The organism is Flavobacterium sp. SP2 (genome assembly GCF_057626655.1).
Genome location: NZ_JBVHBT010000005.1, coordinates 256,009 through 269,879, shown reverse-complemented (window position 1 = coordinate 269,879; position 13,871 = coordinate 256,009). Strand labels below are relative to the sequence as shown.

Annotated in this window: 11 protein-coding genes; 3 read left to right on the top strand and 8 right to left on the bottom strand. The window is 30.1% G+C overall.

Features of this window, described 5'->3' with window-relative positions; all coding sequences use genetic code 11:
* The first annotated feature begins 74 nt into the window (after positions 1-74).
* Positions 75-404 carry a peroxiredoxin family protein gene (locus tag ACZ098_RS12200; RefSeq protein ID WP_487312103.1) on the top strand — a complete coding sequence of 110 codons (330 nt, stop codon included), beginning with the start codon at positions 75-77 and terminating at the stop codon, positions 402-404.
* A 434-nt stretch (positions 405-838) separates the two neighbouring features.
* Here the strand turns inward: ACZ098_RS12200 and ACZ098_RS12195 are convergent, their stop codons facing one another.
* From ACZ098_RS12195 to ACZ098_RS12165, 7 genes are all read right to left on the bottom strand, one after another.
* Positions 839-2,125 carry an HlyD family secretion protein gene (locus ACZ098_RS12195; RefSeq protein WP_487312024.1) on the bottom strand — a complete coding sequence of 429 codons (1,287 nt, stop codon included), beginning with the start codon at positions 2,123-2,125 and terminating at the stop codon, positions 839-841.
* Positions 2,126-2,127: 2 nt separating this feature from the next.
* The gene (locus ACZ098_RS12190; RefSeq protein WP_487312023.1) at positions 2,128-4,323 is read right to left on the bottom strand and encodes a peptidase domain-containing ABC transporter; all 2,196 of its coding nucleotides are present in this window, start codon (positions 4,321-4,323) and stop codon (positions 2,128-2,130) included.
* Between the two features lie 42 nt (positions 4,324-4,365).
* Positions 4,366-5,457, bottom strand: coding sequence for a grasp-with-spasm system SPASM domain peptide maturase (gene gwsS / locus ACZ098_RS12185; protein WP_487312022.1), 1,092 nt, complete (start codon positions 5,455-5,457; stop codon positions 4,366-4,368).
* A gap of 1 nt (position 5,458) precedes the next feature.
* Positions 5,459-5,629 (bottom strand): hypothetical protein, encoded by a 171-nt coding sequence (locus ACZ098_RS12180; protein ID WP_487312021.1) that lies wholly within the window; start codon positions 5,627-5,629, stop codon positions 5,459-5,461.
* Positions 5,622-6,548, bottom strand: coding sequence for an ATP-grasp domain-containing protein (locus ACZ098_RS12175; RefSeq protein WP_487312020.1), 927 nt, complete (start codon positions 6,546-6,548; stop codon positions 5,622-5,624). The genes ACZ098_RS12180 and ACZ098_RS12175 overlap by 8 nt, the downstream gene beginning before the upstream one ends.
* Positions 6,549-6,557: 9 nt before the next feature.
* Positions 6,558-8,306 (bottom strand): hypothetical protein, encoded by a 1,749-nt coding sequence (locus ACZ098_RS12170; protein WP_487312019.1) that lies wholly within the window; start codon positions 8,304-8,306, stop codon positions 6,558-6,560.
* A gap of 159 nt (positions 8,307-8,465) precedes the next feature.
* Positions 8,466-8,747, bottom strand: coding sequence for a hypothetical protein (locus ACZ098_RS12165; RefSeq protein ID WP_487312018.1), 282 nt, complete (start codon positions 8,745-8,747; stop codon positions 8,466-8,468).
* A gap of 618 nt (positions 8,748-9,365) precedes the next feature.
* Here ACZ098_RS12165 and ACZ098_RS12160 point away from each other — a divergent pair.
* Together ACZ098_RS12160 and ACZ098_RS12155 are read left to right on the top strand one after the other, a co-directional pair.
* Complete coding sequence (locus ACZ098_RS12160; RefSeq protein ID WP_487312017.1) at positions 9,366-10,859, top strand: MauE/DoxX family redox-associated membrane protein; 1,494 nt, start codon at positions 9,366-9,368, stop codon at positions 10,857-10,859.
* 88 nt (positions 10,860-10,947) lie between these two features.
* Positions 10,948-11,208, top strand: a complete 261-nt coding sequence (locus ACZ098_RS12155; RefSeq protein WP_487312016.1) for a DUF6520 family protein — start codon at positions 10,948-10,950, stop codon at positions 11,206-11,208.
* Between the two features lie 38 nt (positions 11,209-11,246).
* Here ACZ098_RS12155 and ACZ098_RS12150 read toward each other — a convergent pair whose 3' ends face one another.
* Positions 11,247-13,856: a S9 family peptidase gene (locus ACZ098_RS12150; RefSeq protein WP_487312015.1), complete on the bottom strand. Its 2,610-nt coding sequence runs from the start codon at positions 13,854-13,856 to the stop codon at positions 11,247-11,249.
* Positions 13,857-13,871: the final 15 nt, after the last annotated feature.

The window sequence follows — 13,871 nt, the reverse complement described above, 5'->3', positions numbered from 1 at the left end:
TTTATTAGCTTGTTTGGCTATTTCGTATTTCAAATTTATTCTAAAATTAAGCATAAAAAGAAGTTGCTGAGAATATAAAAGTAATTCCGAAATTTGATTATCAAAATAGTAATGGAAGTATTTTTACAAACGAAAATTTAAAAAAAGATATTCCAATACTTTTTATTTATTTCAATACAGAATGTGAATTTTGTAATGAAGAGGCGCAGATGATTAAAGAGAATATTGAAAAATTTAATGATTTTCAATTGGTTTTTATTTCGTTTGAAAAATCGGATTTAATAAAAGCATTTGCTACTAAATATAAACTTAATAACTATGTTAACGTTAATTTTTTATCTGACACAAAAATTAATTTCGGTATTACTTTTGATGTTAAATCATTGTTTTGTGCTTTAAGGTAAAAATCGGAAACTTATTGAAAAACTTAAAGGTCAAACAAAAGCAGAAACTTTGATAAAAAAGTTAGAAATCACAAATTAGGAATGATATTGCTTCGTTCCTCGTAATGACAAAATAGTGACAATAAAGCATACACGCTACAACGTGGCCAATTAGATTGTGGCGTTGCTTGTTTAATGAGTAGGTCAAGTAAAAAATAATCAAAACAAGCCCAAGGGTTTAATTAAGGAGTATCGCAGTATTTAATTGCAGTAATATTTAAAGAAAAAAGTGACTTTCACAATTAAAGTCCTCATAATATCTTATTTTGATATTTATCTTGCTATAATTATTATTTATTTCTATAAAATAATTAATTGAAATATCTTTTCAGGCCATACTTGTTTAGATTACTTAGTGATAATCATCATCAAGATGACTCTAAGATTTTTCCATTTTATCTTTTAAATAAATCCCTAAACTGATATACTAATTTTTCTAGTAATCTCAAATCTTCGGTAACAATATCAGCAGTTCCCGACATTTCTTGTTGAAAAACAATTTGTTTTTTATATGAGGTTGTTAATCCTTTTGGTAAAGTTACATCAAGAAGCAAATTTCCATCTTTGTCTGGCGTTAGCGAAATTGCTTTTACAATTCCATTAATAATTCCAAATTCTCTATCAGGATAATTTGCCAAACGTATATTTACTTTCTGACCTATTTTAATCTTTCCAGAATTTAAGGCAACTGCTTTTATCTTGCCAATATAATTACTTTTCCTATTAGGAATTACAGCAAATACATTATCCCCTGCATTAACAGTCTGATTTACTGCCCAAAGTTGTAAAAATGAAACTTTACCGTCTATTGATGAGCGGAAAATATAATTTAATTCCCAGTCTTTAATGGCTTTTTTTAATTGGTAAAACGCTTGTATTACGTTTCTTTCAAGATTAGTACTTTCTATGTTTTCGTTAATGGTTGTGGTTTTACTATTTTTATTCAAATCATTAATTGAAGATTTTAACTGCGAAATAGAACTCAATATACCTTTGTAATTCTTTTGTGATTGTAAAAATAACAACCGTTGCTTCTCCATTTCTTGCGAAGCTATAATTCCTTTTTTAAATAAAGATTCATAACGTTCTAAATCAATTTTTTGCAATTGTAATTCACTTTCATTGATCTCCTTTTGTGAAATCAATAAATTCAATCGTTCTTTCAATTGGACAGCTTCGTTACTTAAAGCCGCTCCTTCAACTTTAAAAGGTTGTAATTTTGAATTAAGTTCGTTGGCACTATATTCCTTTTGAAAAACTGCATAGGCACTTTCTACTTCTCCAAGTTGTGCGATTTTTATTTTATAAAAAGGAAAAGCGTGTTTATCAATATTTATAGTATCAATAATGCTTTTCAACATAAAAACATCATTATAATTTGCTGCGTTTTCAATAACTGCAATGGGTGAATTTTTTATTATTTGCTTTTCATTTGTTGTGAATAAAACTTCTATTTTGCCTGACGATCTTGCAACTAACTTTTGTGGTGGAACTTCAGTAGTTATTATAATTTGAGCATTGATAATGTCTGGATACTTTATCATCCACGAAACGCCAAGTATTAGTAAAACGAGTAACAAAATCACAATATTACCCCAACGAAGTATCCAGTGTGGAACTCGTGTAAGGATTTCTTGTACTTCCTCGCTTCTAAGTTCAAAGGATGTGTTCTTATCTTCCATAATTAACTTCCTAATTGTAACTGATTTTTAACAAGTTCAAAGTAACTTCCTTTTAAAGCTACAAGTTGCTTGTGATTACCAATTTCTACTATTTTGCCTTTTTCCAATACAACTATTTGGTCAGCATTCATAACTGTACTTAAACGATGTGCTATTACTACAACGGTTTTATTTTTAAAGAAAACATCTAGTTTCTGCATGATTTCCTTTTCATTATTAGCATCAAGTGCCGAAGTTGCTTCGTCAAAAAACAACATTTCTGGATCTTTATAAACAGCTCTTGCAATAAGCATTCGTTGTTTTTGTCCTGTACTAATGCCAACACCTTCCATTCCAATCTTGGTATTATAACCAAGCGGATAATCTTCAATAAATGTTTTAATATTAGCAACATCACTTGCGTATACAAGCTTTTGTTTGTTTATAACATCAACTCCTATTGCAATATTATTGGCAATAGTGTCATTAAAAATGTAACCTTCTTGCATTACAGTACCAACATGATAACGCCATGTTTTCTGGGCAATTTTAGATAATTCCGTTTTGCCAACACTTATTACACCGCTGTTTGGATCATAGAATTTTAGTAACAATTTCATTAAAGTTGTCTTTCCACTTCCGCTTGTTCCCACAACAGCAGTTATTTTATTGGCTGGAATAGTTAAATTCAAGTTTTCTAAAACATTTACGTCGGAACCAATATATCTAAAATTCAAATCTTTAATTACAATATCGGCATCTTGCGGAATATCGTGAATTTTTTCTTCGTCGTGTTGTGTTTCATCTTCTTTGTCGTGAATTTCTGCCAATCGTGCTAACGATATTTTGGCGTCTTGAGCCTCTCTAATAAAGCCAATTAATTGCATAATTGGACCATTTAAACTTCCCACAATACTACTAATTGCCATCATCATTCCTAGGGTAATTTGTCCATCGATTACTAATTTAGCCGATAGAAAAATGATGATAATATTCTTTAATTCGTTTATGAAATTAGAACCGATACTTTGTGTTTGTTCTAGGACTAAACCTTTCATAGAAACTTTAAACAATCGAGCTTGAATGTATTCCCAACCCCAACGTTTTTGTTTTTCGGCATTATGCAGTTTTATTTCTTGCATTCCATTTATGAGTTCTATAACTTTACTTTGTTCTTGACTTACTTCTGCAAAACGTTTGTAGTCTAGTTTTTCACGTCGTTTTAAAAATAAAGTTACCCATAAAAAATATAAAAAACTTCCAACAAAGAAAACGGCGAATATTTTTAAATTATAATATGCCAAAACGCCACCCATAATAAACATATTAATTACCGAGAACAATGTGCTCAAAGAGGAGGTAGTTAGAATACGTTCTATCCGATGATGGTCATTTATACGTTGCATGATATCGCCTGTCATTCTCACATCAAAAAAGGAGATTGGCAAATTCATTAGTTTAATAAAAAAGTCGGAAATCAATGAAATATTAATACGTGTAGAAAGATGCAACAATATCCAACTTCGTATTAATTCTAAGGTGGTTCGTCCAAAAAACAAAAACAATTGCGCAAACAAAACCAAATAAACAAAATGAATATTTTGATTCTGAATACCAACATCAACAACACTTTGCGTTAAAAACGGAAAAATAAGCTGCAATAAACTTCCAGCAAGTAAACCAATTGATAACTGAATTACAAAAGATTTATAAGGATATATATACTGTAAAAGCAACCCAAAACCAAAAGATTTTTGTTCTTCTTTATCAAATTCCGATTGATAAAACTTGGGTGTTGGTTCTAACAATAGCGCAATTCCTTCTTGTGTAGTTGCATCAGCATTATTACCAATCCAAAATTTAATAAATTCCTCTTGTTTGTATATTATTAAACCAATTCCTGGGTCGGAGATATAATAAACATTTTTTTTTATTTTGTATAAAACAATATAATGATTGTAGTTCCAATGCAAAACACAAGGCAATGGCGCTTCTTGTAGTTTTTCTAAACTTAGCTTCACACCAAGTGTTCTAAAACCTATTTTCTCGGCAGCATCGCTCAAGGTTAATAAATTACTTCCTTCTCTTGTAGTTTCGCTAAGTTTTCTTAAATTTTGGATATTTATAACCTTACCGAAATGCTTGGCGATTATTTTTAGGCAAGTTGGTCCACAGTCTTTGCTGTCAGATTGTTTATAGAATGGAAATGACTTTGTCATTCACGAACTCCTTTCCTTAAAATATGTATGTGAGTTAATTTTTTAAGCATCTTTTTTTACTAAATCTTGCATACCATAATACTCAATAGCTTTTTGTTTTAAAGGATTGGTGCTCCATTCTTCCCAAACATTAGTATATGGATTATAACCACATTTTAAAGGTTTAGAATAAATATTTTCAGGATCTTCAATGTAAGCACGACAATCAGTACAAATATGTCTAAACTCGCAGTCTTTGCAAACTTCTATTTGATCCTTAGTAATGTTCCAATACTTTTTAAAATCAGGATGATTCAGAGCTTCTTCTAAGGTAGTATCTTTAATGTTACCAAAACTTTGAGCCATAGATGGGCAATTTTTTATGTTGCCGTCTTTATCGATGGAAATTTTGCGGTTTAAACAAGTGTTGTGGTGTTGAGATTCTGTGAAAAGTTTAATGTTAGAGTGAAAATACTCATAGTTGACTATACCACAACTTTTTTCATTAAGAATATTTTTTTCTACTTGAACTAAATAACCCATTTTTCCATTTTCTGGTTCGAAACTCTTATTCCATGGTGAATTATAAATAATTATTGTATGTATTCTACTGTTTTCTATTAATAACTGTTTTACTTCTAATAATTGAAAATTTTCATGAAAAGGCAAAATGAAATCTATTGAAACAATTCTAGACTTCACGTCATTAATATATTGCACAATGCTTCTTATAAAATTTAAATCCATCTTTTTAAAAAAACGCATTTGTATGTAAGAACATTTTAAATCTTCAAATTGAGATATTATATCAACATAATCATTGTGTTCTTGGTCAAAGTCTATAATTGCATTAGTAATTTTTGAAGGACTATCCCATCTTAAATCAGTTTTAGGAAATGCTTCAGGATTTGAATTAAAAAAAATAAGCCTATTTTCAATTAAAAAATTAAAATACTCATCAATTATATCATCATAAAGGTGTTCAAAGTCTTTTTTTATTATTTTAATAGTTTTACCATTATATTCTTCTAATAAATCATACAATCCATTTGGGATAAAATAATATTTATTATTCATCATATCACAGATAATACTTCTATTATTACCTTTTATTGGAATACAATCAGAAAAAAGGTTAAAATTTTTTGATTTCAAATTATATTATTTTAGAAATTGGTTTTGTAAATGCTTTAGTAATATTTTTAGAATTTTGAAATGCTTTTATTGCCACAAGTCTACTAACCGGTTTTTTATCAATCTTATTTAAATTAATATTTTGAATTTCGATTTTGAGTCCGTTGAATATATTTATTGGTTTCCTATTCATATTTAATTAGTTTTTCGCTCATAACATTTTCAATGTAAAAGTTACAAGAATTATTAATAAAACTTATTTGTCCTGAAGGATTTATCTCTAAAAAATAGTATTCCCCGTTACTATACATTAGATCGGCAGAACCAAAATTAATATTAAATTTCTCAAAGACTTTTAATATTTTGTCTTCAATCTCATTAGGCAATTTGTAAGGTACTATTCTAATATCTCTCATATTCCATAACTTGGTCCTGTAATCAATATTATTATCAAAGTTATAAATACATGCAGCATTTATAATTGAATCAATATATATTACCCTAATTTCAAAATCAGCAATTATACATTCTTGAAAAATTGAAACTGCAAATTCATTCGGCACCTCACTCAGAATTTCAGGTGTAATGGGAAAAGTTAAGTTGAAATTATAGGAATATTTATCGTCTTCATAATAATAACTATCTAATATCCTTTTTGATACAATACCATTTTTATTGCTATACTTATCATAGAAATTTTGAAGCTGTATTTTATCCGAAGTAATTAATGTATGAGGTATTTTAAGTTTTTGATTTTTTGCCTCCAACATCACATCTAATCTATTAAATTCAAAATCAGCTATACGTGTTCCTAATTTGTACGTTTGTTTTTGCAACAAATACGCATCGTTTAATATCTCATAACATTTATCTTCATATTCATCTCCAAAAGAATTAATAACTCCACCGTTAAACCAAATACTTTTGACTTTTTCTAAATCTACATTTTTTATATACTCACTATCAATTAAGTAAGAACTGTTTTCGTTACAAAATTCCATTTTCAATATTTCAATTTTATCAGATTCACTAAATCTAATAAATTCATCTTCAAAACAATCTATTACTTGATTTACAAAATCATCAACATCTTTACTATAAATTAATATCATATTAAATAATTAATTTTCATAAAATTCCCACTCATTGGTCAATTTCATGACAAAATTGAAGTTGTCTCTATAATATTTATCATATTCTTCTGGGCTTTCCTTGTTGTATTCAGTTACAACATAATTATCAGTATGTATAAAAAAGCCATTAGGGTTGTTGAAAATAAATATCATTTTTCTAATCATCAAGTCATTTGAACCGCACGATTTTGAATTATATAAATTTCCCTTGTAGATATGAAAACAAGAGTTATAATTAAAAACATTATTTGGACTCCTTTTACTATCATATTCATATTTTTTTACACTTTTAGTCAATAGCTCATTCAAAATTTCTAGTCTTTTTGGCTTTTGTTGTATAGCATGTCTTATTAATACATGATAATCTGGAAATGGAATTATAACTGTGTCGTTTTTTGTATAAACTCCTATTTTTTCTTCTGAAGGGTAACCTTTTTCGTTTAATAAATCTATTAATTTATTTGTAACTCTATCGGTTGTCTCAAATAATATTTTAGGTTCTTTCCTATTTGCTAATCCGTAATCAGCTTGGTCTTCTTGTAATAGATTTTCAATTTCTTCTTTAAATTTTATGTCTCTTCTAGTTTGAAATTCATTGTATATGGAATCATATTTAACACTAAAGCTATTCCATTGTTTTTGTTTTTTTAACAAATTGAATATTTTTGAATCAAAATATTTAAATGGAATTCCTTTTTTTGCTAACTTTTCTGCCCAATAAAAGGTGTTTTCGTAATCTCGAGAAAACAGAGCACAACGTAGGGCGTTATGAATGTCTCTTGCAAAAACAGTATTATACTTTTTATTCAATAACTTATACTGTTCTTTTGCTTTTACAAATTGTCTTTTTATGATATAATTTTCGGCTTCCTCAGTATAAGTGTAATAATTTATTTCTTTAGTTTTTTCTTTTACAGTTTCTGACAATAACTCATTATTCTGTATAAGTGTTATGTAAGATAGCTCCTTTCTATGGTTAATTTTTTTTTGTTTATTTTTTTTAGGATAATAAACCATTGCACTCAAATCAAAAACTTCTGAATAACAATTATAACCTCCAAAGGCCAGCAAAGTGTTGTTTGTAACTTTTCCCTTAATTTTAAAATAACGCCTTCCCTTAGGTAAAGTTCTAAAAAGAGAATAATTTTTAAAATAAAAAGCAGGAAATGTATCTAAAATTGTATTTTCATTAACTTCTATTCTATTCAGTTTTACTTCAATTAGTTCCTCGTTTACAAGTTTTCTGTAATACAAGTTTTTAATGGTATCTTTTTTTTCTCCTAGAAAAACATCTATTTTATTATCAATACCTTTTTCTATAAGCCCTTTTTTTGCTAAATCACCCCAACCTCCTGTTACATATCCTTCAATTTCTATGATGCTGTCTTTAGGGTTAAACATTGTTTTTTCAAATTCAACTTTCAAAAAAAACATATGATGGCCCTCTGTAAAATGAAAATTTTCAAAATTTTTAGCCCTAAATTGCACTCCATAATTAATTAATCCCTTGTAAGTTCTATCGTCAACAAAATATGGTTGTAGTAAAGTATCTTTTTTGACAGGAATCCATTTGTTCTTATAAAACCACAAATTATAGATTTGTTCATAAATTTTGTTTTTTTCAAAATCTTGTTGACTATATTTATTTTTGAATTTTCCACTCTGCCCATTTACATGATGAACTATTAAAATATTTAAGGTAAAAAGTAATAATGCAAAAATAGTTTTTTTCATCATATTAACTGTTCTAAAGTATGTCTAATTAATAAGGATATTTTAAAGAAAAATTCAAACTTAAATTGATGATATTTTAAAATTAAAATTTTAGTAAACCTAAATTTAATTTAATTTAGATTTACTAAAAAGTAAAGATTAATTTAAATTTTATAATCACTATTATGGGTTTTGATTACTGTAACATTCCTCAGCAGAAATTATCGAAACATTAGTTCTGTCATGATAAGTTGTATATGTAGACCCATCAGCTCTTGTTCTTATAGCATCATATCCAAAGTCATACTCGTAAACAGTATTCGGATGTGAAGCAGAAGTTCCCATTCCGCAACCATGTCCAGCTGGCGTTGCAGTACCTGCTACACCACCATTAATAAATGACATTTGCTCTCTTTTTAAAGACTCATCTTTAAACTTTTCTAGTTTTAAACTTTCTAATTTCATCTTTTTAATTTTTTAGATGTTAATAAATTTTCTTATTGTACTCAAGCCTTTAAAGTCAGTTGAGTCTCTGACTATCGTTGCAACAATATTTTTATAATTGGTATAAATAACTAATCTAGAATACACTATTTAAACACGTTACAACTTTATTTACGAATTTTTTCATAAACATCACTACTAACCTTGATGTTGCACAATTTTAATTATTGAGAATTATCCTCGATCGTATTGAAGTCAAATATAGATAGATAAAATTCCATATTCATGCTTAAAACTAACGTGATGTGTTGCAAATAGACTTTTTTTAAAAAAATAAATAAATTGTATATCTTCAAACTAAATTGGACATTTCCTAAGAGAGTATTTCGTTAATAATTCAAAGTTGATGATTATAAATATTCAGGATTTATTTTTGCCATTTCATTTATTTACACAAAATTTTTCTTTAATTATAAAATTCTAAATAATGATTCAAAAAATTAAAAGGCTAGTTGACTATAATTGAATTAAGTATGTTTACGAATTAAATCCTTTTTGGCTATCTTTTTCTCCCGATAAGACAAGTGTTATTATTTTGAATTTCAGAATTTTACTTCGTGAAATTTAAACTTTAACGATATGCGAATTCCTGCTCGACTACAACCTATTTTATTAGAGATTATCTGTTTGCTTTATATTCTATTATTCGTTTACGCGGCTGTGAGTAAGCTGTTGGATTTTGAAAATTTTCAGGTTCAGCTGGGACAATCGCCGTTGTTGAGTCCGTACGCTCACATTGTCGTTTATAGCATTCCGCTTTTGGAACTACTTATTGCACTATTTTTAATTGTACCGAAGTATCGCTTTATTGTACTTTTTTGTGCTTTTGGAATGATGGTGCTGTTTTCGGTTTACATTGTTATTATTTTAAATTACAGTTCTTTTATTCCGTGTTCTTGTGGCGGTATCTTATCGGAGATGAGTTGGACCGAACATTTAGTTTTTAATATAAGTTTTGTGGTGTTGGCTTTAGTCGGAATTGTGATTCAGAATAAAGGAGTTCTAACCCAGCTTAAACTTTTTCTTACTATTATCGTGATTGGTTTTTTTAGTTCGTTGCTGGTCGTTGTTCTATTTTTACTTTCGGAAGAAGAAATTCATAGAAATAATAGTTTTCTGAGACGTTATCCGCATCATCCTATCGCTTCGTTAAAAGGAATTCCGATACAATACAACTCTTATTATATTGCTGGATTTTCAAAAGACAATCTCTACTTAGGCAATAGTACTGCGCCGTTGCATTTGCTTACTGTTGATACTTCTTTTAGCAAACAATTGCCTGTTCGCATTGAACTTGTTGGTTCTAAAAATTATAGTTTTTCTTCTGTCAAAGTCAGTGTTCGTGATTCTGTTTTTTATCTTTCCGATGGCAGCGTGCCGATTGTTTATAAAGGAACTACCGACTTGTGGAACGCTAGTACATTGCTTAAAGGATCAACTAGGTTTTCTTTGCTTGAGCCGATTGCCAATAATGACTTTGTAATTAGAGGAAATAGTGCTAAAAATGGCGAGCACGTTTTAGGAATTCTAAAAAAATCTAACACCTTACAAGCTAGATTATATCCTAATGTATTGCAAAAGAAAATCGATGGAATATTTGATACTGATGGTATGCTGCTCTACAATGAAGCTTTAAAGACAGTTGTTTATGTTTATTATTATCGAAATTCTTTTGTTGTTGCTGATATTGATTTTTCTAAAGTTTATATTGGAAAAACTATTGATACTGTTCGTCAGGTTCCGATGGAATTTGCTTATTTGAAGGCTACTTCAGAAAAAAAGTTTGCTAAACAACCTCCTATGATTCAGAACTATGCCACCACTTCTGGTAAGTATCTTTTTGTCAAATCTGATCGTTTGGGTCAATATGAATCGGAGGTGATGCTTGCTCAGGCTGGTATTATTGATGTATATGATTTGGAACAGCGTACTTATGAATTCAGCTTTTATCTTTACCATTACAAGAATGAGGAAGTTAAGACTTTCAAGATCTACGGAAATCAGTTGTTTGGTTTGACTAAGAATTATTTGATTTCGTGTACTTTAAAGTCGCGTTATTTTAAGAGAAAATGAAAATCCTATTTTAACAAAATACTGCAGTGTCAGGGATACGATCGAAAACCTGTAAACAGAGTAGATCATCACTATTAATTCTATTATTATGAAAAAATTTCGTTTTCCAATAGCGGTTGTATTACTTGCTATTACCGGTGCTTTTGCATCGCAGGTTACCCCAGCGAAACCTTTTGCATTGCAAACAGGATGGATTGATTCTCCATCGCCATGTCAAATTGAAGTTTCGTGTAGAACCGAAGTCGGTCCCGTTTGTACTATGTTTCATCAAGGACAAACCAAGCAGGCTTATGGCAAAGTAAATCCTAACGATGCTACTTGTGCTAAGGTGCTTTACAAAGCGTTGTAATTTTTAAAATTGAAAGGTGTCCGTTATGGACACCTTTCTCATTGTTTTCCCATCCAGTCTTGTTTGGGTTGCTTTTTTAAATAAAAATCTAACCATTCTTTACACTTTAGCGTTAGATCGAATTGGTTGCTTTTCTGGGTTATGATATGATCTTCGTTTGGATATACTAACATGGTACTTTTTTTACCTAGTCTCCATAGTGCACTTTGTAATTTCATGCTGTGTTTCCAGTCGAGTTGTTTGTCGTCGGTTCCTGTCCAAATCAAAATTGGCGCGGTGATGTTCTTGGCGCTTTTTAACGGTGCGTTAATATCGAATATTTCATTATCGAAGGTGGCTAGCATTCTGAATTGGTCGAATTCAAACCGCCACATGTTTGACATTCCGTGTCCGTCGGTGGTTAAATAGGCACTTACTAAATCGATCATTGGTGCACCGATTATTGCGGTTTTGAATATGTTGGAATGTCCCATGATGTATGCTGTTTCAAATCCACCAAAGGAATGGCCGATTAGTGCGATTGCATTTTTATCGATAGTTGCAGTTTTTACTGCTTCCTCTACGGCTGCTTTTACACAATCAGTTGCATCGTCGCCGGTAGTATTTATTCCGTACGCGATGTCTGGATATAATACAAAATACCCTTCGGAAGTATAATTTGTATTGTTAAATCCGTGATCGGAATAGGTACAAGGATTGTTATACTCCAACACTTCTTGTGCTTTCTTTTCGTAAATGCATACTATCATAGGGTATTTTTTGTTTGCGTTATAATTTGCAGGATAGAATAATGCTCCTTTTAGCGCTTTGCCGTCCTTATTTTTATAATTAATGAGTTTTGAATTGCCCCAATAAAATTCCTTTTGTTGTGGGTTGGATTGTTTTATTTCGGTTTCTATTCCTTTAGTATTTGCGCTGAATAGTCTTGGTGGTAAGGTGAAGTTACTTTCTAGAAATAGGAAATCGCTTTCGCTTTTTGCTATTACTTGCACTTTACTTTCTTTTTTGAAGAGTTGTTTTATAATTCCGTTATGGTACGTAGCAACTCCTTCGCCTCCTGTTTTACTGTCTTTTGTGATAAGTAAAACCATTTTATTGAAATCTATTACACGAGTTTGAAATCCGAAGAAGGTGTATCTTGGTGATTGTTTTAATCTGTTTTCGTGCACTCTGTATATTGTACCTGTTGGTTTTCCGTTGGTAATTCTTTTTCTGGAAGTGCCATCAGGTTTTAGTAGCCAAATATCAAATTGATCGTAAATGATCATGTTTTCATCATTTTTTGTCCATCCTGGACTTCCGTATGGTGGAATTAAATTTGGTCGATCATAATCGAGACAATGCACTGCTAAAGGCATTCCAATTGTTATGCATTTGTGTTGTTGCAATTCGATGTTGTAGGTCCACCAATTGTTGTCTTTAAAGTAGGCAACGTATTTACCTGCAGGTGATACTACAACTTGATTTTCAATTCTTGTTTGTTTTGATGACAACAACGTTTTAACTCCAGTTTTTAGGTTTTTAATGCAGATGGCAATGTACTCACCACCGTATTTGTAAAATGGCGTTAGTTCGATAAAACTGTATAGCAACACATTGTCATCGTTGGCTGTTAGCACTGCGTTTTTATGTTTTTCGTCTTCAACTGGAATAAATTTTTGTTCGTCTGTATTCCATGAAATCCAAGTTGTTGCGTTGTTGGCTTCTTCGTTTTTATCTGTGGGTGGAATTGACTGGTCTTCTGAAAGCCAAATTTGTACCGCGTCTTTATTTTTTGATGTTGCATTTTCATTCGGAATTTGCTTGTAATCCAAAAACACTTGATTGCTTTTTGCTGAAACGTATAGTCTTGAAATAGGGATGTAGCTGTTCTTTGGAAAGGTCGAATTGGTTGTAGGGTTTATTTCTTTTAAAATTAAATTTTCTTTTAAAGTATTGCACCAATACACTATATGATTTTTGTATAATATATCTGGTTCGTTTATTTCTTTGAAGAAGGCTAGTTTTGTGCTTGAATCGTCCCATTGCAAACCTTTGAATATTGAATTGCTATCCGTTGCAATGGCTTTTTCTGATATAATAGAATTGAGGGTATATACACTTACTTTATTTATTCCCTCTTGCTTTGTATAGATTGCTATTTTGGTATTGTCTGGACTGAATTTGTATTCTAATACATTGGTTATATTTTTTGCTTTGAAGGTTTTTAAATCTAGTATTTTTAAACTTTTGGTTTCGTTGGTTTGCACCAAAGCAATAACGTAACTCCCATCAAATGAAAAAGTATATTCTTTAACCTCTGTACACACAAGTTGTTGTTTGCCTGTAGCTAGGTTTAGTATCTTTAAACTATCGTTTTTTATACATCCGAACCATTTGCTTTTTGGAGCGAATGAGGCGTTGTATGCTCTTGCAAATGACTGGGTTTTGTTATTTATTTTGTTCACTAAAAATAGTGTATCTGTTTCTTGATGTAGCATATTATAATATACCCATTTGCCATCGGCACTTAAATCAGAAGCTCCAAAATCGCTCCATGATTTATAGTCTTGTGGTGTCAGGTATTTCTTTTGTTGTGCTGGTAGGGTGGTTTGATTTAACAACAGTAACCCATAAAAAACCACTACAATTAACTTTACTGATTTCATATTCGTTCCTTTTAA

Bases quoted from the DNA above. Each gene is read 5' to 3' on its own strand.
- ACZ098_RS12160 (WP_487312017.1), top strand. From the start codon at position 9,366: ATGCGAATTCCTGCTCGACTACAACCTATTTTATTAGAGATTATCTGT.
- ACZ098_RS12190 (WP_487312023.1), bottom strand. From the start codon at position 4,323: ATGACAAAGTCATTTCCATTCTATAAACAATCTGACAGCAAAGACTGT.
- ACZ098_RS12170 (WP_487312019.1), bottom strand. From the start codon at position 8,306: ATGATGAAAAAAACTATTTTTGCATTATTACTTTTTACCTTAAATATT.
- ACZ098_RS12195 (WP_487312024.1), bottom strand. From the start codon at position 2,125: ATGGAAGATAAGAACACATCCTTTGAACTTAGAAGCGAGGAAGTACAA.
- ACZ098_RS12150 (WP_487312015.1), bottom strand. From the start codon at position 13,856: ATGAAATCAGTAAAGTTAATTGTAGTGGTTTTTTATGGGTTACTGTTG.
- ACZ098_RS12155 (WP_487312016.1), top strand. From the start codon at position 10,948: ATGAAAAAATTTCGTTTTCCAATAGCGGTTGTATTACTTGCTATTACC.
- ACZ098_RS12180 (WP_487312021.1), bottom strand. From the start codon at position 5,629: ATGAATAGGAAACCAATAAATATATTCAACGGACTCAAAATCGAAATT.
- ACZ098_RS12175 (WP_487312020.1), bottom strand. From the start codon at position 6,548: ATGATATTAATTTATAGTAAAGATGTTGATGATTTTGTAAATCAAGTA.
- ACZ098_RS12165 (WP_487312018.1), bottom strand. From the start codon at position 8,747: ATGAAATTAGAAAGTTTAAAACTAGAAAAGTTTAAAGATGAGTCTTTA.